23 protein-coding genes are annotated in these 22,163 nt (G+C 65.7%); 18 read left to right on the forward strand and 5 right to left on the reverse strand.

The features are described from left to right. The first annotated feature begins 17 nt into the window (after positions 1–17). From IPI56_01930 to purD, 6 genes are read left to right on the forward strand one after another with little or no spacing between them, the layout of a single operon-like run. Positions 18–899 carry a phosphoribosylaminoimidazolesuccinocarboxamide synthase gene (locus IPI56_01930; protein ID MBK7544502.1) on the forward strand — a complete coding sequence of 294 codons (882 nt, stop codon included), beginning with the start codon at positions 18–20 and terminating at the stop codon, positions 897–899. Positions 900–912: 13 nt separating this feature from the next. Further along, positions 913–1,374 carry a phosphoribosylformylglycinamidine synthase subunit PurS gene (locus IPI56_01935; GenBank protein MBK7544503.1) on the forward strand — a complete coding sequence of 154 codons (462 nt, stop codon included), beginning with the start codon at positions 913–915 and terminating at the stop codon, positions 1,372–1,374. Further along, positions 1,371–3,755 (forward strand): phosphoribosylformylglycinamidine synthase subunit PurL, encoded by a 2,385-nt coding sequence (gene purL / locus IPI56_01940; protein ID MBK7544504.1) that lies wholly within the window; start codon positions 1,371–1,373, stop codon positions 3,753–3,755. The genes IPI56_01935 and purL overlap by 4 nt, the downstream gene beginning before the upstream one ends. After that, entirely contained in the window at positions 3,752–4,543 is a 792-nt protein-coding gene (gene purQ / locus IPI56_01945) for a phosphoribosylformylglycinamidine synthase I (GenBank protein MBK7544505.1), read from the forward strand. Before purL ends, purQ begins: the two co-directional genes overlap by 4 nt. A gap of 10 nt (positions 4,544–4,553) precedes the next feature. After that, the gene (locus IPI56_01950; GenBank protein ID MBK7544506.1) at positions 4,554–5,948 is read left to right on the forward strand and encodes an amidophosphoribosyltransferase; all 1,395 of its coding nucleotides are present in this window, start codon (positions 4,554–4,556) and stop codon (positions 5,946–5,948) included. Next, a complete protein-coding gene (gene purD / locus IPI56_01955) occupies positions 5,945–7,237 on the forward strand; it encodes a phosphoribosylamine--glycine ligase (GenBank protein MBK7544507.1) in 1,293 nt (430 codons plus the stop codon). Before IPI56_01950 ends, purD begins: the two co-directional genes overlap by 4 nt. 114 nt (positions 7,238–7,351) lie before the next feature. On the opposite strand, the gene IPI56_01960 is transcribed toward purD, so the two are convergent. The 5 genes from IPI56_01960 to IPI56_01980 form a co-directional block, all read right to left on the reverse strand. After that, the gene (locus IPI56_01960) at positions 7,352–7,708 is read right to left on the reverse strand and encodes a hypothetical protein (GenBank protein ID MBK7544508.1); all 357 of its coding nucleotides are present in this window, start codon (positions 7,706–7,708) and stop codon (positions 7,352–7,354) included. Between the two features lie 121 nt (positions 7,709–7,829). After that, positions 7,830–8,834, reverse strand: coding sequence for a tetratricopeptide repeat protein (locus tag IPI56_01965; GenBank protein ID MBK7544509.1), 1,005 nt, complete (start codon positions 8,832–8,834; stop codon positions 7,830–7,832). After that, positions 8,831–9,511 (reverse strand): response regulator transcription factor, encoded by a 681-nt coding sequence (locus IPI56_01970; GenBank protein ID MBK7544510.1) that lies wholly within the window; start codon positions 9,509–9,511, stop codon positions 8,831–8,833. Before IPI56_01970 ends, IPI56_01965 begins: the two co-directional genes overlap by 4 nt. Beyond that, positions 9,508–11,460 carry a HAMP domain-containing histidine kinase gene (locus IPI56_01975; protein ID MBK7544511.1) on the reverse strand — a complete coding sequence of 651 codons (1,953 nt, stop codon included), beginning with the start codon at positions 11,458–11,460 and terminating at the stop codon, positions 9,508–9,510. The genes IPI56_01970 and IPI56_01975 overlap by 4 nt, the downstream gene beginning before the upstream one ends. 107 nt (positions 11,461–11,567) lie before the next feature. Beyond that, positions 11,568–11,978 carry a hemerythrin family protein gene (locus tag IPI56_01980; GenBank protein MBK7544512.1) on the reverse strand — a complete coding sequence of 137 codons (411 nt, stop codon included), beginning with the start codon at positions 11,976–11,978 and terminating at the stop codon, positions 11,568–11,570. A gap of 365 nt (positions 11,979–12,343) precedes the next feature. Here IPI56_01980 and pyrR point away from each other — a divergent pair, with 365 nt between their 5' ends. From pyrR to IPI56_02040, 12 genes are all read left to right on the forward strand, one after another. Further along, entirely contained in the window at positions 12,344–12,895 is a 552-nt protein-coding gene (pyrR, locus tag IPI56_01985) for a bifunctional pyr operon transcriptional regulator/uracil phosphoribosyltransferase PyrR (protein ID MBK7544513.1), read from the forward strand. Continuing rightward, positions 12,871–13,881: an aspartate carbamoyltransferase catalytic subunit gene (locus IPI56_01990; protein MBK7544514.1), complete on the forward strand. Its 1,011-nt coding sequence runs from the start codon at positions 12,871–12,873 to the stop codon at positions 13,879–13,881. The genes pyrR and IPI56_01990 overlap by 25 nt, the downstream gene beginning before the upstream one ends. Next, positions 13,878–15,173, forward strand: coding sequence for a dihydroorotase (locus IPI56_01995; protein ID MBK7544515.1), 1,296 nt, complete (start codon positions 13,878–13,880; stop codon positions 15,171–15,173). Before IPI56_01990 ends, IPI56_01995 begins: the two co-directional genes overlap by 4 nt. Positions 15,174–15,459: 286 nt before the next feature. Beyond that, complete coding sequence (locus IPI56_02000) at positions 15,460–16,539, forward strand: quinone-dependent dihydroorotate dehydrogenase (GenBank protein MBK7544516.1); 1,080 nt, start codon at positions 15,460–15,462, stop codon at positions 16,537–16,539. Continuing rightward, positions 16,536–17,231, forward strand: a complete 696-nt coding sequence (pyrF, locus tag IPI56_02005; GenBank protein ID MBK7544517.1) for an orotidine-5'-phosphate decarboxylase — start codon at positions 16,536–16,538, stop codon at positions 17,229–17,231. Before IPI56_02000 ends, pyrF begins: the two co-directional genes overlap by 4 nt. Beyond that, positions 17,228–17,794, forward strand: a complete 567-nt coding sequence (gene pyrE / locus IPI56_02010) for an orotate phosphoribosyltransferase (GenBank protein MBK7544518.1) — start codon at positions 17,228–17,230, stop codon at positions 17,792–17,794. The genes pyrF and pyrE overlap by 4 nt, the downstream gene beginning before the upstream one ends. Then, positions 17,775–18,752 (forward strand): phosphoribosylformylglycinamidine cyclo-ligase, encoded by a 978-nt coding sequence (locus IPI56_02015; protein MBK7544519.1) that lies wholly within the window; start codon positions 17,775–17,777, stop codon positions 18,750–18,752. Before pyrE ends, IPI56_02015 begins: the two co-directional genes overlap by 20 nt. A 3-nt stretch (positions 18,753–18,755) precedes the next feature. Then, positions 18,756–19,364: a phosphoribosylglycinamide formyltransferase gene (gene purN / locus IPI56_02020; GenBank protein MBK7544520.1), complete on the forward strand. Its 609-nt coding sequence runs from the start codon at positions 18,756–18,758 to the stop codon at positions 19,362–19,364. Next, a complete protein-coding gene (locus tag IPI56_02025; GenBank protein MBK7544521.1) occupies positions 19,361–20,653 on the forward strand; it encodes an adenylosuccinate lyase in 1,293 nt (430 codons plus the stop codon). The genes purN and IPI56_02025 overlap by 4 nt, the downstream gene beginning before the upstream one ends. Further along, positions 20,653–21,489, forward strand: coding sequence for a hypothetical protein (locus IPI56_02030; protein MBK7544522.1), 837 nt, complete (start codon positions 20,653–20,655; stop codon positions 21,487–21,489). Before IPI56_02025 ends, IPI56_02030 begins: the two co-directional genes overlap by 1 nt. An 86-nt stretch (positions 21,490–21,575) precedes the next feature. After that, on the forward strand, positions 21,576–21,893 hold the full coding sequence (locus IPI56_02035; protein MBK7544523.1) for a hypothetical protein: 318 nt from the start codon (positions 21,576–21,578) through the stop codon (positions 21,891–21,893). Positions 21,894–21,896: 3 nt separating this feature from the next. Beyond that, complete coding sequence (locus tag IPI56_02040) at positions 21,897–22,163, forward strand: YtxH domain-containing protein (GenBank protein MBK7544524.1); 267 nt, start codon at positions 21,897–21,899, stop codon at positions 22,161–22,163.

Consider the following 22,163-nt stretch of genomic DNA (forward strand, 5'->3'; position numbering starts at 1 on the left):
TTCGCCCCGCGACGCCCATGACCACGACCGACCTTTTGCCGTTTAAGCTGTGGACCCGAGGCAAGGTTCGGGACGTCTACGACCTGGGGGACCGTCTGTTGATCGTGGCCACGGACCGCATTTCGGCCTACGACTTCGTCCTGCCCACGCCGGTGCCCGACAAGGGCCGGATTCTTTGCCAGATGTCCAATTTTTGGTTCGCCAAGCTCGCGGCCGTCTGCCCGCACCACCTGATCGCCACCCGCGTCGCCGATTTCCCGCCCGAGGTCGCCCGGGCCTGCGCGGGCCTGGACGGGCGCGTCGTGTTGGTCAAGAAAACCCGGCGGGTGGACGTGGAATGCGTTGTGCGCGGTTATCTGGCGGGTTCCGGCTGGAAGGAGTACCAAGCCTCCCGGAGTGTCTGCGGTGTCTCTCTGCCGGCGGGGCTGGGGGAATCGGCACGCCTGCCCGAACCCATTTTTACGCCCGCCACCAAGGCCCCCGACGGGGAGCACGATGAAAACATTTCCTACGAGCGCATGGTCGCGCTGGTGGGGGCGGACCTGTCGGAACGCCTCCGGGCCGTCAGCCTCGCGATCTACGCCGCCGCCGCCCGCCACGCCGAAGAGCGGGGGTTTCTGCTGGCCGACACGAAGTTTGAATTCGGCCTTCGGGATGGTAAAATTGTCTGGATCGATGAAGCGTTGACCCCCGATTCCTCCCGCTTTTGGGACAAGATCCCCTACGCGCCCGGCCGTCCCCAGGACGGTTTTGACAAGCAATTCGTGCGTGATTATTTGAATCGGATTCAATGGGACCGCCGCCCGCCCGTTCCGGCCCTGCCGGCGGACGTCGTGGCCAAAACCCGGGAAAAATACGTCGCCGCCTACGAGAAATTGACGGGCGAGCGGTTCGTTTGATTTTGGAGACCCCATGAACTGGCGTGTGTTGGTCCACTTGAAACCCGCGGTCGTCGACCACCGGGGGGAGCACGTCCGGCGGGAAGGGCGGCTGGCGGGTCTCGCCGGCGTGACCCGCGTGCGCGCGGGGCAGGCCTACGAATTGGCGGGCGGCCTTTCGGAAAAAGACGCCCGGTTCCTGGCGGACAAGGTGTTGGCCGACCCGGTGACCCAGGAGGCGTCGGTGTTCCCCGCCGACCACGTGCGACGTCCGCAAGGGGGCCGGTTGGCGGAGATCTGGCTGAAACAAGGCGTGTCCGATCCCGTGGCCGACACGGTGCGGTTGGCCGCCCGGGACGCCGGCCTCACGAATCTCGAAGGCGTGCGGTCCGGCCAGGTGTTCGATTTCTTCGGCGCCGCGGCCCCCGCCGCCCTGCGCCGTTTTTGTGAGGACCATTTGATGAACCCCCTCGTGCAGACCGTGGAGATCCTGTGAGCGCCGATTTCCTGTCCCTGTCCCCCGAAGCCCTGGTCGCGTTGAGCAAAGCGCGCGGCCTCTCGTTGAACGCCGAAGAAATGACGGCGATCCAGGCCCACTTCAAAACCCAGGGCCGGCCGCCCTCCGACCCGGAACTCGAAACTCTGGCCCAGACCTGGTCCGAGCACTGCAAGCACAAAACCTTCCGGGCCGCCGTTCGCCATATTGAAAAAGACGAAAACGGGGTCGAACGCGGGCGGAACTACAAAGACCTTCTCAAAGACACCATCGTGAAAGTCACCGAGGACTTGAACAAACCCTGGTGCCTGTCGGTGTTCAAAGACAACGCGGGCATCGTGGACGCCTCCACGGACGGGGGCGAAGACGCCCTGGCGTTTAAAGTGGAAACCCACAACCACCCCTCGGCCCTGGAACCCTACGGCGGCGCGGGCACGGGGCTCGGCGGGGTGATCCGGGATATTTTGGGCGCCGGGTTGGGGGCCAAACCCATCGCCAATTCGGATGTGTTCTGTTTCGGCCCCCTGGACGAACAGGCCGAGAAAAAAACCGGGTCCGGCCTGTCCACCCGGCGCATCGTCAACGGCGTGGTCTCCGGCGTGCGCGACTACGGCAACCGCATGGGCATCCCCACCGTCAGCGGCGCCGTGGTCTTCGACGCCGACTTCGCCGAAAACCCCCTCGTGTTTTGCGGCACCCTGGGGCTCATGCCCAAATCCACCATCGAAAAAAGCGTGAAGCCGGGAGACAAAATCGTCATGGCCGGCGGCCGCGTGGGCCGGGACGGCATCCACGGGGCGACCTTTTCTTCGGACACCCTCACCACGGGCATCCCCTCGAGCGTGGTTCAGATCGGGAACCCCATCGTTCAGAAAAAAATGATGGACGTCCTCCTGGTGGCCCGGGACAAGGGCCTCTACCGCGGCATCACGGACTGCGGCGCCGGCGGGCTGTCCTCGGCCGTGGGCGAGATGGGCGAAAAAACCGGGGCCCTCGTGAATTTGGAAAAAGTGCCGCTCAAATACGCCGGCATCGTCCCCTGGGAGATTTGGTTGTCCGAGTCCCAGGAGCGCATGGTGATGGCCGTGCCGCCGGGGAACCTGGCGCCCCTGTTGAGACTGTTCGCGGACGAAGACGTGGACTGCGCCGAAATCGGGACGTTCTCTTCCGACGGCCGCTTGAAAGTGATGCACGGAAAGGACACCTTGGTCGACATGGACATGGCGTTCCTCCACGACGGGGTGCCCAAACGGTCCATGGAGTCCCGCTGGTCGCCGCCCCCGGCGGTGGCGTTCCCCAAGGGCGCGCCGGTCCCCAAGGCCCTGCTCGCGGTGCTGGCCCAGCCCACCGTCGCCTCCAAGGAATGGGTGGTCCGCCAGTACGACCACGAAGTCCAGGGCCGGACCGTGGTGAAACCTTTTGTGGGCCCCACCGGGGTCGGCCCGTCGGACGCGGCCGTTTTGCAATTGCACCCCCGGGAACGCCGCGGCGTGGCGCTCGCGGCCGGGCTCAACCCCCATTACAGCCGGTGGGACGCCTACTGGATGGCCGCGGCCGCCATCGACGAGGCGGTCCGCAACCTGATCGCGGTGGGCGCGCGGCCCGACCGCATCGCGATTCTGGACAACTTCTGCGGCGGCAACCCCTGGCGGCCCGAAATCCTCGGCGAACTCGTGCGCACCGCCCAGGCCTGCCACGACATCGCGAAGGTCTACGGAACGCCCTTCATCTCCGGGAAGGACAGCTTGTTCAACGAGTTTGAAGTCGAGGGCCACCGGCGCGCCATTCCCACGACGCTGTTGATCTCCGCTCTGTCCTTGGTGGACGACGTGGCCCAAACCGTCACCATGGATTTCAAAACCCCGGGGAACTGGATCTACGCCGTGGGCGAAACCCGGGACGAAATGGGGGGGTCGCGCTACGGGATCCATTTGGGCACGAAGGGCGGCGCCGTGCCGCGCCTCGAACCGGAGGCCACCTGGCCCGTCTACGAAAAATTGTCCGCCGCGATTCAGGCGGGTTGGGTGGCGTCCTGTCACGATTGCTCCGAGGGCGGTCTCGGCGTGGCCCTGGCCGAAATGTGTTTCGGCGGCGGCCGGGGCGCCCGGGTGGATTTGCGAAAACTGCCGATGGCCGCCGACCTGCGCGCCGAGGGCCGCACCGACAAAGCCTTTTTCTCCGAGTCCAACGGGCGTTTCCTGGTGGAAGTGGCCCCCCGCGCCCGGCGCGCGTTTTTGAGCGCGATGAAAGGGGCCCCCCTGGCGGCCATCGGCCAAGTGAGCGGGGCGGCGGATCTGCGCGTCGTGGGGCTGGACGGGAAAACGGCGGCGTGGCCGCTTCCGGCCCTGGAAAAAGCCTGGCGGAGCGGAGGTCCGGCGTGAGCGTCAAGGCGCTGGTGCTGCGGTCCCCCGGGAGCAATTGCGACGTGGAGTCGGCCTGGGCGTTGGAGGCGGCGGGCGCCGCCCCCGAGCGGGTGCACGTCAACGCCTTCCTCCGGGGCGAAGCGCGGCTCAAGGAGTACGGGCTCCTCATGTTCCCCGGCGGTTTCTCATTCGGGGACGACATCGCCTCCGGCAAGGTCCTGGCCAACCGCCTGGTGTTTCGGCTGCGCGAACAGTTGGAGGACTTTCTCCGGCTGGGCCGCCCCGTGCTCGGGGTGTGCAACGGGTTCCAGGTGTTGGTCAAGGCCGGCTTATTGCCCGACCCGTTGGCGCCCGAGGCCCTGGGCAACCCCAGCGTCACCCTGTCCGACAACGATTCCGGCCGCTTCGAGTGCCGTTGGATTTATTTGAAAACCACCGCCCGGAAAAGTTTCTGGACCCAGGGCCTGCCCGACGTGTTTCCTTTGCCCGTGGCCCACGGGGAAGGCAAGTTCATGACCTCGACGCCCGCCGGGATGAAAGCCCTGGAAAAAAACGGCCAGATCGCTTTCCGTTATGTCGATGCCCGGGGCCGCCGCGCCCCTTACCCCGGCAACCCGAACGGGTCGGTGGGCGACGTCGCGGGCATCACCAGCGTCGACGGGAACATCCTGGGGCTCATGCCCCACCCGGAGCGGAACGCTTTCCCCTTTCAGCACGCCCAATGGACGCGCCTCAAGCCCCGACCGAAAGACGGCGTGGGCCTTCAGATTTTCAAAAACGCCGTCCGTCGCGCGGCCCGGGGGTAATGTGTCCTTGATCCATCAGAAAAGCCCGCTCGATGTTTTGCACGAGGAGTGCGGTGTTTTCGGCATTTACAACCACGCCGAAGCTTCCCGCTTGGCCTACTTGGGTTTGCAGCAACTCCAACACCGGGGCCAGGAGTCGGCCGGGATCGTCAGTTCCGACGGAAAAAAATTCTTCGCCCACGTGGCCATGGGGCTCGTGTCGGACGTTTTCAAGCAAGACGTCCTGGATCGCCTCAAAGGGCGGATGGCCGTGGGCCACGTGCGCTACGCCACGGCGGGAGCCTCCTCGGTGGCCAACGCGCAACCCATCGTGGTCGCGACGGCCCGGGGCCCCATCGCCATCGGCCACAACGGCAACCTCACCAACGCCGGGGCGCTGCGCAAGCGGTTGGAAGGGCTGGGGTCCATTTTTCAAACCTCGTCGGACACGGAAGTCATTCTCCATTTGGTGGCCAAATCCCCGGCCCGCAACCTGGCGGCGGCGCTCAAGGACGCCCTGCAGCAGGTCACGGGCGCCTACTCCCTGGTGATCCAAACACCCACGACCCTGTACGCCGTCCGCGACCCCTGGGGGGTGCGGCCCCTGCATCTGGGCCGGCTGAACGGGTCCCACGTGATCGCCTCGGAAACCTGCGCGTTCGACATCATCGGCGCCCAATTCGTCCGGGAAGTGCGGCCCGGCGAGATTTTGGCCATGAACGGGGACGGCGCCCGGGTCGTCGGCCAACTGCCGAGCCCCGCCAAGGCCCATTGCGTGTTCGAGTTCGTCTATTTCGCCCGTCCGGACAGCCAAATTTTCGGACGCAGCGTCTACCAGGCGCGCAAGGCCCTGGGCCGCCGTTTGGCCCAGGAGGCGCCGGTGAGGGCCGACATCGTGGTCGCCGTCCCCGATTCCGCCACCTGCGCGGCGTTGGGGTTTTCCGAGGAGTCGGGCATTCCCATCGAGATGGGCCTCATCCGCAGCCACTACAAGGGACGCACCTTCATTGAGCCCAAACAATCCATCCGCGACTTCGGCGCGCGCATGAAATACGCCGCCGTGGCGGAAGCCCTCAAGGGCAAACGCGTCGTCTTGATCGACGATTCCATCGTGCGGGGCACCACCAGCCGCAAAATCGTCCGCATGTTGCGTAAAACCGGCGCCAAGGAAATTCACATGCGGATCAGTTCGCCCCCGATCATGGGACCTTGCTTTTACGGCATCGACACCCCCGAGGCGCGGGAACTCATCGCCACGCGCATGTCCGTTAAGCGTATTCGCGAGTACTTGAACGTCGACAGTTTGAGTTACCTGAGTCTGGAAGGCATGTTGGCGGCCGCGGGCGGATCCCCGTCGAGCTATTGCACGGCCTGTTTCAACCGGCGCTACCCCATCCCCGTCGAAGACGGCGGTCGTTGCCGATGAAAGTCCTGGTGTTGGGCGGGGGCGGGCGGGAGCACGCGCTGGCGTGGGCCCTGCGGCGAAGCGCCGCGGTGAGCGAAGTGTACTGCGCCCCGGGCAACGCCGGCATCGAAGGCGCCGCGACCTGCCTTCCCTTGTCGCCGAACAAGCCGGCGGAAATCCTCCGCTTTCTAAACGAAAAAGAAATCGGCCTCACGGTCATCGGCCCCGAAGCGCCCTTGGTGGACGGCCTCGCCGACGCCCTGCGCGCGGGGGGCCGCCTGGTGTTCGGTCCCAACGCCGCCGCCGCCCGCCTCGAGGGAAGCAAAATTCTCGCCAAGGAGTTCATGCGCGCCCACGGCTTGCCGACCGCGGATTTCCGCGTGTTCGTGAACGCCGGCGACGCCCTGTCCTTCGTTCGATCGGCGGAATGGAAAGACACTTTCCGCGTGGTGAAGGCCGACGGCCTGGCGGCGGGCAAGGGCGTGGTGGTGGCCCAGGACCGCGCCGAGGTCTTGGCCGCCGTGGAGTCCATGATGGTCGATCGGGCCCACGGGGCGGCGGGCGAGCGGATCCTGATCGAGGAGCTCCTCACCGGTGAAGAGCTTAGCGTCATGGCCCTCACCGACGGAAAAACCCTTCTGCCTCTGTTGCCCACCCAGGACCACAAAAGAGTTTTCGACAACGACCAGGGTCCCAACACCGGGGGCATGGGCGCCTACGGTCCTGTGCCCCAGGTGGGCGCCGACCTTTGGCGATCCATTGAAAAGGAAGTTTTCGACCGTTTTCTCGCCGGTATCGCCGCGGAGGCCTTGGACTACCGGGGCGTCATCTATTTCGGCCTGATGTTGACCCCCGACGGACCCCGCGTGCTGGAATTCAACGTGCGGTTCGGCGATCCGGAAACCCAGGTGATCCTCCCCATGGGCAAGGGCGACTGGTTGCCTCTTTTCCTGGCCACCGCCGAGGGGAACTTGGCCGGCAAGAAATTTAAAGCCCATCCCGGCGCCGCCGTCACGGTGGTTCTCGCCTCGGGGGGTTACCCCGGCAAGTTCGAGAAGGGCAAAGTCATTTCCGGCCTCGACGACGTGGAAAACGATAACGTCACGGTCTTCCACGCCGGAACCGCCCGCGACGCGCGGGGCCGCGTGGTGACGGCGGGGGGCCGCGTGTTGACGGTGACGGCCCGGGGCGCCGACCTCACGGCCGCCCGCCAAGCGACCTACGCGGCCGTGGGCAAAATCAAGTTCGACGGCGCCCATTTCCGCACCGACATCGGCGCCCGCGCCCTCGCCGCCCTGGCGAAGTCGTAAACTTTTCCCCTCTTCCGCCCGCGCTCCTTTCTCCTCAATAAAAACGCCCTTCCCCCGGGCGGGGGAAGGGCGTTTGCGTCGGCGGGAGGTGCCGCGCGGATGGCGTCGGGGGTTTTACCAGTGCCGGCCGGATCGATCCTCCGACCAGCGGCGGTGGGAGTCCCAATCGTTGGACCCCCGGCCATCGCGGCCGTCGTGACGCCCCCCGTGGCGGCGATGGGACCACCGCCCGTGATGATGCCGAGGGGGCGGCGCTTCGTAGCGGATCACCGTGCCATGCCCGCAGTGCGCGTCGTGATGGTGCGCGCCGCTCAAGGCGGCCAAGGCCAACAACGTCCCGACCCCCACGGCCACGACCACATGCTCCCCGCGAACATCCCTGTGTCCCGCCCGAGCGGACGGGGCCAACCCCAGGGTCGCCAAGCCGCCCACCATGAAGACCGCCAACCCGCGTTTCCATGTGTTTTTCATACCCGCCTCCTTTGTTTTCGTTCTTCCATTTCAATGTACCACGCGGGGGGGGACGGGGGTGTCACGGGGGCGCAAACCCTTTGTCGGGATTTGTCAAAAAATTGCATAGGGAAAAAGAAGGTTAAAAGGTGTAACCGAAGCGGAGGAAGGGAAAGAGAAGGTGCCTTGTTTTTCGTCGGGAAAACGGGTCGGTGGCCGATCGGCCGTTGTTGAATTCCCGCAGGAGCACCGCGAGGGAGCGCGCCCCCAGGCCCATCCAAAACCGGGGCGTGAGTCGCCGCTCCAACGCCGCCGACAGCGACACCGCGACGTCCGTGTTGCTGGACCCGGTTTCGCCGCGCTCGCCCGCGTTCGCCCCGGTCAGCACGCGGTGATCGATGCGCGTCCGCTGGACGCAGGGGCCGAACCCGGCGCTCCCCGCCACCACCCATCGTCGTCGGCGAAAAGACGCCAAAACCGTCGGGCCGAAATAGGTCGCCCGGGCGTCCACCCGTTGCGCCACCAGGTCCCCGGGGCCGATCAGGGCGTCGGCCTGCACCGCCCGCGCCGGACGGGGGAGGAATTCCCCCGCTTCCATCCCCACGGCCCAATGGGGCGAAAGTCGATAATGCCCCGACGCCCACAACGCCGTTTGATGGGGGGAGAACCCGGCCGAGGCGTAGGTGGCGTCGTTGCGTCCGTAAAGCCGCGCGGGGTAAAGGAGGGAATAGCCGCCGTCCAGGCGCACTTCCCACCGGGGACCGCGCAGGCGAGGGAGCGCGGCGGGGAGCGCCGCCGGCGTGGGGGAAGGGACGGTCAATCGGTCCCGGCGCCAGCGCGCGGTTTCCGCCACGCCGGGGTCGCTGATTTCGGCGTGGGCGATAGCGGCGTCGTAGGCGGCGCGCGCTTCATCGGTCCGCCCGAGGGTCTCCAGGCATTGGGCGCGGCGTAAAAGGGCTTTGGGGTGGGGCGGCGACGCGGCCGCGACCGCCCGTTCGTAGAGATCGATCGCCGCCGCGAAATCGCGATCCACGGTTTCGGCCAACAGGCCGTCCCGGTACAGCGCCGCCGGGTCGTCGGCCGCGGCCCGCGCCGATCCCGCGAAGACCGCGAGCAGGGCGACGGCGACGAAGGAGCGCAATTTCATAAACCCACGAATTTGTAACCCACGCCGTGCACCGTCACGATGTGGGCGTCCTTGTCCTTGCCGCCCAGTTTTTGCCGCAGGGTGAGGACCTGGTTGTCCACCGTGCGCGTGCTGGGCAACGCGTCGTACCCCCAAACGTCCTCGAGCAGTTTTTGCCGCGAAACCACCTCGCCTTTGTGGCGCACGAGGTGCTCTAGGATCTGAAATTCCTTCGGCGTCAACCCCAGGTCTTTTTTGCCCCGCACGGCTTCCATGCGTTTGAAATCCACCCGGACCCCGTCGAACTCCACGGCGGTCACTTTTTCGGCCTCCCGTTGGCGGCGGCGCAAAAGGGCCTTGATCCGGGCCATCAACTCCATGCCGCTGAAGGGTTTGACCACGTAATCGTCGGCCCCCAGGGAGAAGCCCACCACCTTTTCGCTCTCCTGCCCCTTGGCCGTCAAAAAGAGAATCGGGGTGTCCACGTCGTCCTTGCGGATCGCTCGGCAGACGTCGTAGCCGTTCATCTTGGGCAGCATGACGTCGAGAAGGATGATGTCCGGCTTTCCCCGTTTGGCTTTTTCCAGCCCTTCCAAGCCGTCCCGGGCCACGTCGACTTTGTACCCCTCCAGTTCCAAGTCGCCTTCGAGCAACTTGGCCAGCCGGGGGTCGTCCTCCACCACCAAAACGCGCGTCATGCCTTTGTGTCCTCCCGCGGAAACCACAACGTGAACACCGACCCCCGGCCCGGCGCGCTGTCGAGGCCGACACGTCCGCCGTGGGCGTCCATGATGTTTTTGACCATGGCCAGGCCCAACCCAACGCCCCCGTCCCGGGTGCGCTTCATGTGGTGCTCCAGCCGGACGAACTTTTCAAAAATCCGCTCGCGATCGGTGTCCGCGATGCCGACGCCGAAATCCCGCACCGCCACGCCCGCTTCCCGCCCGTCGGCCACGATCGCGAGTTCCCCCCGGCGGGTTTCGCCGGAATATTTGAGCGCGTTGTCCAGCAGGTTCATCACGGCGCGGACCACCGCCCGCCCATCGGCCCGCACGGGCGCGGGGTTCGGGGACGGCGCGAAAGCGATGACGAAGTCCCGGGCCCGGGCTTGGCCCTCAAAACGCCGAAGCGCCTCGGCCGCGAGATCCCCCAGATCCAGGGTTTGAAAATCATAGCCTTTTCCCTCGGTCAACGACCGGGAAAAGTCGAGGGCCTGGTCGACCAATTCTTTCAACCGATCGGTTTCCAGCCGCAACATGTCGTGCAACTCCCGCCGTTCGTCCTCCGATCGAACGCGCCCCGCCGCCAGCCGTTCCCCGATGTAGGCGATGGAGCTGAGGGGGGTCCGCAATTCATGGGAAACGTTGGCCACGAAGTCGGTCTTGAGCGCCGCCGTCTCCGATTCGCGCCGCAGCGCCCGGGCGGCCAAAACCAGGGCCGCCGCCAGGATGACCAGGGAAAGGGCGATCATCCCGGCAAAGGCCCGCGTCCGCTGGCGGAAGAGGCTCGCCCCGGCGTCGCCGGCCGGCGCCGAAAAGCGGAGCGTCAACGGGGGGTGGACCGTCCACAGGGTCCGGGTCACTCCGGTCCCGTCGGCGGGGCGTTCGCCCCCCCCGTCCCAGGTCGCCGGCGTGTTTTTCAGGCGGTCCGACACCCAGGCGGTCGTGTCCAAGTCCACGTTCCCGAACACGGCCCCGTCCTCCGCCGGCGCGGCCGCCACCCATCCCCCGGCGGACGCGAACAATCGGCCCGAACCCCACCGCGAACGCCACCCCGGCGCCTCGGCGCCGTGGGTTTTCCAAAAGCGCGCCGCGGCCGCGCGCCAGGCTTCCACCCGTCGCCGCTCCGCGCGGCGCCGGTCGGCCCCGTCCAGGCGGGCCTGAAGTTCGTCGAGGGTCTTCTCCCGGGCCGCCGCGGTCATCGGCCAACGCTGGTAGAGGACGTCCTCCCACAACGCGGCCCGCAGGGTTCTCGCGCGGGCGCGGTCGCCGCTTTCCTCCCACACGTCGGCGATTCGGGCCCGGGCCAACACCCCCAGGGGCCATCCCGCGGGGTCGGGCCGATCGCCGAACCGGTCGGCGAGGTCGGCGTAAACCGCCAGGGCCTCGGTGGGCCGCTGGAGTTTCCGATGGGCGGCCGCGACGGCTTTTAGAACGTGAATCTCCACAGCGGGAGGCGGTTTTTTGGAAAGGAGGGTTTGGTAGAGCGTCACCGCATCGCCCAGCCGTCCCGGCGTGAACTCCCATTTTTCGGCGGCGCGCAGATCGTCTTCGAAAGGCCCCGGCGCCCATTCGTCCGGAGGGGGCTCGGCGGCGAGCGGGGGCCGCGGCCACGCCGGGCGCCCCTCCGCCGACAAATAGAAAAAACCGGACTCCGCCAAACGCCGCACCGAAACGAGGTCGCCCCGCCAGGACTCGGCGGCGCGACGGACGGGGTCCAGCAGGGCTTCCAGGTCGGTCCGCAAACGCGCGGTGGTCGCGTCGGCGGTCGCCCCCAGGCGTTCCTCGGCCTGTTTTTTTAAAAGCCGGGCTTCGAACACGATCGAGCGCGCGCCCAGGGTGATCAACCCCGCGCTCGCGGCGATCAGCCCGGCCACCGCCAGGGCGAACCACCGGCGGGAGGGCACGCTTGATTTTTCTCGAGTCATGGCGTCATGGAATTAATTTGTCCGGGCGCGGCGATGTCCCTTGCGTGGGGGGATAAGGTTGGAAAACCGCGATCGCCTTGAGCGGCGTCCCCTCGAATTTGCCGCGGCTATCCGTTTTTCGGCAGCGCTTCAACCCACGGAATGAAAGAGAAATCTTCGTTCAAGACGTGGTCGGACCACCAATGGGAAAGGAATTCCCCGATCCGCCGCGGGTCCGTTTGTGATGGGGAGTGGAAATCCCTTACCATTTCAGTGACGTGCAACATCATTTGTTCATGGGCCCATCGGTGTTCCTCGACACGGGGGTAGTTGGCCCGCCTCATCAGGTTTTCCTCTTTGGAGAAATGATGCCGGGTGTAATCGGTGAGGAATTCCAAAAGGTTCGCCACAACGTCCCGCGAAGAGGCGTTCACGGTGGCCTCGCTGAGATTTTGGATTTGGCCGAAGAGTTCGTGATGGTCCCGGTCAATGCTTGCGATTCCCGTTTTGAATTGGTCCGACCATTGGAGGGGGTGCACGCTCCAAAGTATAGCGAGAGCGGTTGTTCGTCGCAACAGCGTGCGCGGAAGCTCCCCGATTTGTTTACGCTTTTCCTTCTCCCGCCTGTGGTTTTTAAAGAAAAGGGGATTGTAAACCAAGACATTCGAAGCGCGATCCTGCCGGCCAAATACCCCGACGATCTGTGGATCGGGGCAGGAAAACCCCTCGGCGGCAATGGGGGGTCCCCGTTGAAGGAAAAAAGAAGAAACACACAAAAATCTCCCCTATAAATAAATGGCTTCCGGAAAAGCCAAATACGTTGTGTCGCAACGATTTATCGATTGGAAAGGGCCGGCGGTTTTTTTTGTTTATCTCCTCGGAGAATTCAAAAAAAAATGAGATAATGCGCCCGATGGCGAACAAGCGCATCCTGAGCGAAGAGGACATCCGCGCGGCGGTGACCGCGATGGCGAAGGCGATTTTGGCCGGCCTGCCCGCGCCCCGGGGGGATTGGGCCGTGGTGGGCATCCATCGCCGCGGGGTGCCCCTGGCCCAACGTCTGGCCCGCGCCCTCGAAGAACTCGGCGCGCCGCCGTTGCCCGTGGGATCCCTCGACATCACCTTCTACCGCGACGACATGGCCGAAACCGCCCTCCACCCGGTCGTGCACGAAACGGAACTTCCCTTCGACATCGCGGGCAAGACCCTTTTGTTGGTCGACGACGTCCTTTTCACCGGGCGGACCATCCGGTCGGCCCTGGATGAGCTGATGGATTTCGGCCGCCCCGACCGAATCGCCCTGGCGGTGCTGATCGATCGGGGCCACCGCGAATTGCCGATCCAGGCGGATTTCGCCGGTCGGTTGGTGGCCACCCGGCGCGACGAGCGGGTGGACGTGCACCTGTCGGAACTGGACGGCGAGGACGCGGTGTGGCTCTCCGCGAAAACGGCGTGAAAGACCTTCTCGGGCTCGAATACCTTTCGGTGGCGCAGATCGAAACCGTGCTGGACGTCGCGCGGCCCATGAAGAACCTCTTCACCCGCTCCATCAAAAAAGTCCCCGCCCTGCGGGGCAAAACGGTCGCCCTGGTCTTCTTCGAGCCCTCCACCCGCACGCGGGGCTCCTTTGAATTGGCGGCCAAGCGCCTCTCCGCCGACACGTTGAACTTCACCGCGTCCACGAGTTCCGTCACCAAGGGCGAGTCCCTGATCGACACGGCCAAAACCTACGAGGCCATGAAAGTGGACTTCATGGTGGTCCGTCACGCGGCCTCGGGCGCGTCCGGGATCATCGCGAGCGCGGTCAAAGCGCGGGTCATCAACGCGGGCGACGGGTCGCACGAGCACCCCACCCAGGGGCTGCTCGACATCTTCACCATCCGCGAAAAAAAGAAAAAGATCGAAGGGCTCAAGGTGGTCATCCTGGGGGACATCCTCCATTCCCGCGTGGCCCGCTCGAACTTGTGGGCGCTCACCAAGCTGGGGGCCAAAGTCACCGTGTGCGGTCCGGCGACGCTGATCCCCGCCGGCCTGACCGATATTTTCGGGTCCCAGGTTTCCGTCTCCACCGATTTGGACGAGGCCCTGGGGGACGCGGACGTGGTCAACGTGTTGCGCCTCCAGCGGGAGCGCCAGCAGGGGGCCTATTTCCCGACGGTACGCGAATACACCGAACTGTTCGGACTCAACACCGAGCGCCTGCAAAAGGCCAAGCCCGATTGCCTCGTCCTCCATCCCGGCCCCATGAACCGCGGCGTTGAGATCTCCTCCGAGGTCGCCGACGGGCCGCAATCCCAAATTTTGGAGCAGGTCACCAACGGCATCGCGGTCCGCATGGCGGTCCTCTACCTCTTCGCGGGCCCCGAGGGCCTGCCCGTCAATCGGCCGGAGGCGCAAAAGGCCGCCAAGGCCGTGCAGACGTCCCTCAAGGCGATCACATGAACAAAAAAGAAACCACCACGTTCCTGTTTCAAAACGGCCGATTGATCGACCCCGCCCACCAGCGGGACGGCGCCTTCGATTTGTTGGTGGAAAACGGCAAGGTCGCGCGCGTCGGTAAAAACATTCCCGTGCCCGTCGGGGCGGAGGTGATCGACGCCAAAGGTTTGATCGTGGCCCCCGGACTGATCGACATCCACGTCCACCTGCGGGAGCCCGGCCACGAAGGGGCCGAAACCATCGCTTCCGGCACGCGGGCGGCCGCCGCGGGGGGCGTGACCAGCGTCGTGGCCATGCCCAACACGAACCCGCCCATCGACGACGTGTCGGGGATCCGGTTCCTTTTGCGCCGCGCCGCCGAAACGGCCTGCGTGCGGGTGTGGCCCTCCGGGGCGATCACGCTGGGGCGTTCCGGCGAAAAGCTGGCCGAAATCGGCGCCATGGCCGGCGCCGGCGCCGTCGCCGTCACCGACGACGGCAACTCGGTTCCCGACACCCAATTGCTGCGCCGCGCCCTCGACTACGCCAAGATGTTCGACATCACGGTCATCGAGCACGCCGAAGACAAATCCCTCATGGCCGACGGGGTGATGAACGAGGGGTCGTTGGCCACCCGGCTGGGGCACAAGGGCATTCCCCGCCAGGCCGAGAGCATCGCCGCCGGGCGGAACATCGCCCTGGCCGAGCTCACGGGCGCCCACCTCCACTTGACCCACATTTCGTCCCGGGAAACGGTGGAGCTTGTGCGGCAGGCGAAAAAGAAAGGCCTGCGTGTGACCGCCGATTGCACCCCCCACCATTTTACGTTGACGGAAGACGCCGTCCTGGCCCACGGCACCAACGCCAAGATGAACCCCCCGCTCCGCGCCGAGGCCGACCGCCGCGCCCTGATCGACGGCCTCGCGGACGGCACGATCGATTGCATCGCCACGGACCACGCCCCGCACTCCCGCGCGTCCAAAGAGCAGGAATTCTCGGCGGCGCCCTTCGGGGTGATCGGTCTGGAAACTTTGTTGCCCTTGGTCGTCACCCAATTGATCGAGCCGGGCCATTTGACGTGGCCGGAGGCCTTGCGCCGGCTCACGGCCAATCCGGCCCGAACGCTGGGGTTGCCGGTGGGCGATTTGGCCGAGGGCTCCCCGGCGGACGTCGTGTTGATCGACCCGGCCGAGGCGCACACCGTGGGGGATTTCGTCTCCAAAAGCCGGAACTCGCCGTTCATCGGCCAGACCCTGCGGGGCGCCGCGCGTTTGACGATGGTGGAGGGCCGCGTGGTATACTCCCCGGTCCCGTGAATAAGACACATTCTGGGAGCCCGCCTTTGTCCGGATTCGAGGCGCGACGAGGGCGCGATGCGGGCCATCGTAACCGAGGAGCAACGAAGAAGCCGGGCAAAGGGGGGCTCCCCCGAAGGGGCCGGGTGATTTTGCGCGGCGAGCGGCGTCACTCGTCAGTTGCATATTCCCGATATGCGCCTTCCTCGTTCCTTGTCGCCACACAAAATCACCCGGCCAGAATGCCTCTTATTCACAGGACCGGGGAGTGCCGCCGCGCGGCGCCCCGGGCGACCGCGGTTTCGTGATCGACGGTTTTTACCGGCGCGTCCTGCGCCCGGTCCTGTTTTCCCTTCCGCCCGAAGCCGCACACGCTGTGGGGATGGCCGCTTTAAGAATTTGGGGCCGTTGGGCCCGGCGCCGTCCCGTGGACGACCCGCGCCTGCGCGTCACGCTGGGCGCGGGGGCCGACGCGCTGGTTTTTGACACGCCCGTCGGTTTGGCGGCCGGTTTTGATAAAGACGGGGAAGCGGTCGCTGGCTTGGCCACCCTGGGCTTCGGTTTTTTGGAGGTCGGCACCGTGACCCCGCGTCCTCAGCCGGGCAACGCCGGGCCTCGGTTGTTCCGGTTCCCGGGGGTCCGGGCGTTGATCAACCGCATGGGGTTCAACAACGCCGGCGCGGAGGCCCTGTCCGCCCGGATCAACGGAAAATTCGCCGTGCCGATCGGCGTCAACATCGGCAAGAACAAAGACACGCCCAACGAGCGCGCGGCCGATGATTACATCGTTTGTTTGGAGCGGTTGTACGACCGGGCGGATTTTTTCGTGGTGAACGTCAGTTCGCCGAACACGCCGGGTCTGCGGGACCTGCAGGCGGGGGACACCCTCGCGGCCCTCCTGCGCGTATTGCGGGAAAGGGCCGACGCTCTGGGGTCCGCGCGGCCCGGCCGCAAGCGCCCGCTCTTGTTCGTCAAAGTGTCGCCGGACGAAACGGATTATCAAGGCATTGTGGACGCGGCCGTCGGGGCGCGTTTCGACGGGATCGTCGCGACCAACACCACCCGGGACCGATCGGGCCTGCCGCCCGGGGCCCCCGCGGAGGGGGGACTGAGCGGCGCGCCGCTCAAGGCGCGTTCGACGGAGGTGGTGCGGACGCTGTCGCGGCTCGGGGGCGGGCGCTTGGCGCTCATCGCCGCGGGGGGCGTTTTTACACCCGAGGACGCCTACGAAAAAATTTTGGCGGGCGCCTCTCTCGTGGAGGTGTACACCGGGTTCGTTTACGAAGGCCCCGGGATGGTCCGCCGCCTAAACCGCCGGCTGGGGAAATTGCTGGCCCGGGGCGGGTTCGGGAACGTCGCGGAAGCGCGGGGGTATTCGGCCCAATGAAAACCGGTTTTAAAAAAGAAGTGATCATCGCCCTGGATCTTTCCGGCCGAGCGGCCCGGCGGTTGGTCGCGCGCTTGGGCGCCGCGGTGGATTTTTATAAAGTGCCCCCGGCCCTGACGTTGGAAGACCCCGGCCTCGTGCCGTGGCTCCTCCGACGGAAAAAGCGGGTGTTCCTGGACTGCAAATGGTACGATATCCCTTCCCAAGTGAAACGCTCGGTGGAATCCGCGGGGCGGTTGGGCTTGACGGCCTGCACCATCCACGCGGGCGCCGGGTCGGCCGTGATGCGGGCCGCCCTCGCCGCCCGGCCCCGGCCGTTGGTTTGGGGTGTGTCGGTCCTGACGAGTTTGGGGGCGTCCGATTTGAAAGAGGTGGGCGTGTCCGCCCCGCCGGCCCGGCAGGTTCTGCGCTTGGCGCGCCTCGCGCAGAAAATGGGTTTGGACGGGTTGGTGTGTTCGGCCCAGGAAGTCACGCTCCTGCGGCGCGCGGGCATCCGCCTGCCGCTCGTGACCCCGGGCATTCAATTCGGCGACGCGGGGGGGGCGGACCAAAAACGGGTGGCCTCGCCCGAAGCGGCCTGGACCGCCGGGGCCAACGCCCTCGTGATCGGCCGCAGTGTCGTCGAGGCCCGGGACCCGGTCGCCGCCGCGCGGGACGTGTTGGCCATCAAGAACAAGAAAGGGCGTTCGTGAGCGAATTCAGCGATTTGGCGCGGGACGTCTATCGCGTCTGCAACATCAAGGGCACTTTCCGCCTGCGCAGCGGGCAGGTGTCCAACGAATATTTCGACAAATACCTTTTTGAATCCGACCCGCGCCTTTTGAAACGGATCGGGGCGGCCCTTAAAGTCCGCTTGCCCGCCGGTACGGAACTTTTGGCCGGTCTGGAACTGGGCGGGGTGCCGGTGGCGACCGCGATCGCCCTGGAAACGGGGTTGCCGCTCCTCTTCGTGCGCAAAAAGGCCAAGGAGTACGGCACGCGCAAATTGGCCGAGGGAACCGATTTCAAAGGGAAGCGCGTCACCGTCGTTGAGGACGTGGTGACCACGGGCGGCGCCATTCTGGACGGCGTGGCGGCCCTGCGGGCGCAGGGGGCCCAAATCGAGGACGTGCTGTGCGTCATCGACCGGGAGTCCGGCGGGCCCGAAAAATTGAAAGAGAAAGGCCTTCGTTTGATCCCCTTGTTTACGGCGTCGGAACTTCGAAAATCACTTCAGTCTCCCGCGGAGATTCTTTATGGAAAAGAAAAACAATAAAGGCTGGACCTATAAAAAAGCGGGGGTTGACATCGACGCCGGCGACGCGTTGGTGGACCGCATCAAGAAAAAATTGCCCGCCATCGGCGATTTCGCGGGGCTCTTCCCGTTCCCCAAGGGCTACAAGAAACCCTATCTGGTCGGCTGCACCGACGGCGTGGGCACGAAGCTCAAAATCGCCCAAGAACTCGGCGTCCACGACACCATCGGCATCGACCTGGTGGCCATGAACGTCAACGACCTCGTTTGCGGCGGCGCGCGGCCGCTTTTCTTCCTGGACTATTTCGCCACCGGCCACTTGGACGTCGACACCGCCGAGAAGGTCATCGGCGGCATGATCGAAGGCTGCCGCCAGGCGGGTTGCGCCCTGATCGGCGGGGAGACCGCGGAGATGCCCGGGTTCTACAAGCCCGAGGAATACGATTTGGCCGGTTTCGCCGTCGGCGTGGTGGACGAGAGCCAGCGGGTGCGCAACGACAAAATCAAGCCGGGGGACGTCCTGCTCGGCCTGCCTTCGTCGGGAGTCCACTCGAACGGTTACTCCCTCGTGCGCGTCCTTTTCCGCGGGCCGGACCTGAAAAAATGGGGAAAAGCCCTCTTGGCGCCCACCAAAATCTACGTGAAGCCGGTCCTGAACGCCCTTCAAAAACACCGGGGGGCCATCAAGGGCATCGCGCACATCACGGGCGGCGGGCTGTTGGAAAACGTGCCCCGCTTCCTTCCCAAGAACTGCGACGCCGTTTTTCACACGGCGAGCTGGCCCCTGCCCGAGGTGTTCGCCGAAATCCGAAAACGGGGCAACGTGTCCGACATCGAAATGTTCCGGACGTTCAACATGGGGCTGGGTCTCGTGCTGGCCGTGTCGCGGGAGAAGGCCGCGGCCGTGAAGAAGCTTTTGGAGCCCTGCTTCGAAGTGGGCCGGGTGGAAAAAGGCGCCCGGGCCGTCCGGCTGGACTGACCTGTGGACCCCGTCGGCATCGGGGTGTTGGTGTCCGGCGGCGGGTCGAATTTCGAGGCGCTGGTCGCGGCGGCGCGGCGGGGCGAAATCCCCCGCGCCGATTTCCGTCTCCTGATTTCCAACAAGCCGGGCGCGGGCGCCCTGGACCGGGCGGCGCGCCTCGGCGTTCCCGCCCGGGTGTTCGACCCCAAAACCTTCCCGGACCGCGGGGCCTGTTTCGACGCGGTGGCCGACGCCTTGCTGGAAAAAGGCGTGCGCGTCGTCTGCCTCGCGGGTTTCCTCCTCAAAGTCGAACCGAACTTCATCCGCCGCTTCCCCGGGCGGATCCTCAACATTCACCCGGCGCTACTGCCCAAGTTCGGCGGCAAGGGCATGTACGGCCGCCATGTGCACGAGGCGGTGTTGGCCGCCGGTGAAAAAGAGTCCGGATGCACGGTGCATCTGGTCGACGACGAATTCGACCACGGCCCCGCGATCGCGCGCGCGAAAGTTCCGGTGGTCCCCGGCGACACGGCCGAGGGGCTGGCCGCCCGTGTTCTGGAACAAGAACACCGCCTCTACCCGGCCGCCCTGCGGCAATTCCTCGAAAAACTTGATAAGGTAAACAAATGATCCCGCGCTACACCCGGCCCGAAATGGCCGCCCTGTGGACCGACGAATTCCGCTGGCAAACCATTCTGGACGTGGAGCTCTTGGCGGCGGAGGCCTACGCCCGCACACCCGAAGACCGCCGCGCGGTCAAAACCCTTCGCCGTCGGGCCAAGGTGGACGTGGCCCGCATTTTGGAAATCGAGAAAACCACGAAACACGACCTCATCGCTTTCTTGACCCAAATCGAGGAGAAAGCCGGTCCCGCCGCGAAAGTGTTGCACCGGGGACTGACCTCTTCCGATGTGTTGGACACGGCCCTGGCCGTGCAAATGGCGCGCGCGGCGGATCTCCTGATCGTCGGGATCGAGCGACTGCGGGCCGCTGTGAAGAAGCTCGCCCGCGCCCACGCCGCCACCCCCATGATGGGGCGCAGCCACGGCGTTCACGGGGAACCCATCACCTTCGGTTTTAAAGTCGCCGGGTGGTACACCGAATTGACACGGGGCGCCCGCCGCCTCGCTCAAACCCGCGCGGAAGTGGCTTTCGGCAAATTGTCCGGGGCCATGGGGAATTTCGCCCACCTGGATCCCTCGGTTGAAGCCGCTGTTTGCCGTCGCCTGGGCCTTCGGCCGGAGCCCGTCTCGACTCAGGTGGTGCCCCGGGACCGCCACGCGCATTTTGTTCAAACCCTGGCCCTGGTGGCCGCGGGCTTGGAGCGCATCGCCACCGAAATCCGGCACCTCCAGCGCACCGAGGTGCTGGAAGTCGAAGAGCCCTTTTCCAAAGGCCAAAAAGGCTCCAGCGCCATGCCCCACAAGCGCAACCCCATCGCTTCCGAAAACATTTGCGGCCTGGCGCGGCTCTTGCGCGCCCACAGTCTGGCCGCCCTGGAAAACGTCGCCCTCTGGCACGAGCGGGACATTTCCCATTCTTCCGTCGAGCGGGTGATCCTGCCCGACGCCACGATTTTGTTGGACTACATGCTCCACCGTTTGGCCGGGGTGATCGACGGGCTGCAGGTCCACCCGGAACGCATGGCCGCCAACATGGAGAAAACGGCCGACATCGTTTGCTCCCAGCGGATTGTGGTGGCTCTGGCGAAAAAAGGCCTGCCCAAGCAACAGGCCTACGAAATCGTGCAGGGGCACGCCCTGGCGGCCTGGACCGCGGGAACGCCCTTCCGGCCGGCCGTGTCCAACGACGCGCGGGTCCGCGAACGCCTTTCCCCCGGCGAGATCGCCGCCTGTTTTGATCGCGGATCCTTTTACAAGAACGCCGCCCGCGCCGTCGCCCGGGCCACGAAAGAGTAATGGGGTTCCATCTCCAATCCCGGGATTTCCGGGTCATCGACATCGACAAGGCGGTCCTCTTCGGTTTCACCGCCCTCCACGCCCGCCTGCCCCTGTGGTTGTTGTTGGGTGGGGGAATGGCGGCGATCCACGCGGGCCTCTTGCATTTCATCACCCAGGACGGCACGCCGGTCACCTTGCTGGAAAGGGTGGTCGTGGCCCTGTTGGCGGGGGTTTGGCCCATGCGCATCGCTTGCGACAACATGCCCTTTCAGGCCTCCCCGCCCCGACTGGGTTCCCCGCGCGTCCGCTTGTCGGGCGTGTTTTCACTGGCGCTGGTTTTCGTGGCCCTCTTCGGTCTGTCTCTGCTGGGGGGGTATGGGTTCAATCGCATGTTCAACGCTATGCTGGGCGGCTGGATCAAGCCTTTTTTCAGCCATTGGAAAGCCGTGGTTTCCCCCCAGGCGGCCATCGCGGTCTACCCGTTGACCAGCATGGGGGCGGTCGTCATGGCGCTCATTTTTTCCTTCGCGCCGCTCGCCGTCGCGCTGGAGGGCCACGGCCCTTTCGGCGCCCTCGGCCGCAGCCGGCAATTGGCCTACCAGGTTCTTTTTGAAATGGTGTTTCTTCACGGGGCCATGTTCGTCCTGGTGGGCCTGGCGTTTTTCCTCATCGCCAACCTGCCCGCGCAAGGGGGCCTTTCCTTCTTCCTGGAATCCGAAATCCTGTGCCTGTCCATGGTCTACGCCATGGGCGTGTGGACCAACGCCTACCGCCAGGTCATCGAGTACGAGAAGCCGGTGGAGCGACGGTATTTCTACGGGCCGTCCCAACGCCGGGTCCACCGCATTCGCTAGCCCGCCGGAAGGTCGCTCCCCGCTCCCGCGGCCTATTGACGCGACCGGAATCGTCCGTCATACTTGAACCGTGGAGGGAACTTCCCATGACCGTTGAGATCTACATCGCAATTTTGTTGACCGTGGTTGTTGTGGCCCTCGTGGCCGGCACGGTTTTCCTGGCCTTGGCGCTTTGGCAGGTGAGGCGCCTGGCCCGGCTGTTGGAATTCTTCACGCTCCGGCTGGGGGACAAGGTGTCCCGCGCCGGGGACGTGGTGAGCGCCCTCGGCGGCGCCGCTCTGGCGGCCTCCGGGGGGTTGGGCAAAACCGCCGCTTTCGGGGCGGGGCTTTTGTATTCGGTGATGCGCGGGTTCCGGCGCAAGCGCGCCGCCGCGCCTTCGGAAGACTCCGGAAAGGACGATTGACCCATGAGCGACAATACTTCCTCGCCGTCTCTAGCGGCGTTTCTGGTCGGCGCGGCGCTTGGCGCGGCCGCCGCGCTGCTCCTGGCCCCGCGGTCGGGCCGCGACACCCGCCGCCGTCTGGCCCGATGGTTGGAAGAATGGGAAGACGAAACGAAGGACCTGTTGGCCGAAGGCGGTGAGCTCCTCCGCGAACAGGCCGACAAAGTCCGCCGCCGCGTCAAGGACGCCGCCCAGGACGTGGCCAAAGAGTTCGGGGGCCGCGCGCCCTGA

The organism is Elusimicrobiota bacterium (assembly GCA_016706425.1).
Classification (GTDB): domain Bacteria; phylum Elusimicrobiota; class Elusimicrobia; order FEN-1173; family FEN-1173; genus JADJJR01.

Excerpts from the sequence above, each read along its gene's own strand:
- IPI56_01930 (MBK7544502.1), top strand. The coding sequence starts at position 18 with ATGACCACGACCGACCTTTTGCCGTTTAAGCTGTGGACCCGAGGCAAG.
- IPI56_01935 (MBK7544503.1), top strand. The coding sequence starts at position 913 with ATGAACTGGCGTGTGTTGGTCCACTTGAAACCCGCGGTCGTCGACCAC.
- purD (MBK7544507.1), top strand. The coding sequence starts at position 5,945 with ATGAAAGTCCTGGTGTTGGGCGGGGGCGGGCGGGAGCACGCGCTGGCG.
- IPI56_01960 (MBK7544508.1), bottom strand. The coding sequence starts at position 7,708 with ATGAAAAACACATGGAAACGCGGGTTGGCGGTCTTCATGGTGGGCGGC.
- IPI56_01965 (MBK7544509.1), bottom strand. The coding sequence starts at position 8,834 with ATGAAATTGCGCTCCTTCGTCGCCGTCGCCCTGCTCGCGGTCTTCGCG.
- IPI56_01970 (MBK7544510.1), bottom strand. The coding sequence starts at position 9,511 with ATGACGCGCGTTTTGGTGGTGGAGGACGACCCCCGGCTGGCCAAGTTG.
- IPI56_01975 (MBK7544511.1), bottom strand. The coding sequence starts at position 11,460 with ATGACTCGAGAAAAATCAAGCGTGCCCTCCCGCCGGTGGTTCGCCCTG.
- pyrR (MBK7544513.1), top strand. The coding sequence starts at position 12,344 with ATGCGCCCGATGGCGAACAAGCGCATCCTGAGCGAAGAGGACATCCGC.
- IPI56_01995 (MBK7544515.1), top strand. The coding sequence starts at position 13,878 with ATGAACAAAAAAGAAACCACCACGTTCCTGTTTCAAAACGGCCGATTG.
- pyrF (MBK7544517.1), top strand. The coding sequence starts at position 16,536 with ATGAAAACCGGTTTTAAAAAAGAAGTGATCATCGCCCTGGATCTTTCC.
- IPI56_02015 (MBK7544519.1), top strand. The coding sequence starts at position 17,775 with ATGGAAAAGAAAAACAATAAAGGCTGGACCTATAAAAAAGCGGGGGTT.
- IPI56_02025 (MBK7544521.1), top strand. The coding sequence starts at position 19,361 with ATGATCCCGCGCTACACCCGGCCCGAAATGGCCGCCCTGTGGACCGAC.
- IPI56_02030 (MBK7544522.1), top strand. The coding sequence starts at position 20,653 with ATGGGGTTCCATCTCCAATCCCGGGATTTCCGGGTCATCGACATCGAC.
- IPI56_02035 (MBK7544523.1), top strand. The coding sequence starts at position 21,576 with ATGACCGTTGAGATCTACATCGCAATTTTGTTGACCGTGGTTGTTGTG.
- IPI56_02040 (MBK7544524.1), top strand. The coding sequence starts at position 21,897 with ATGAGCGACAATACTTCCTCGCCGTCTCTAGCGGCGTTTCTGGTCGGC.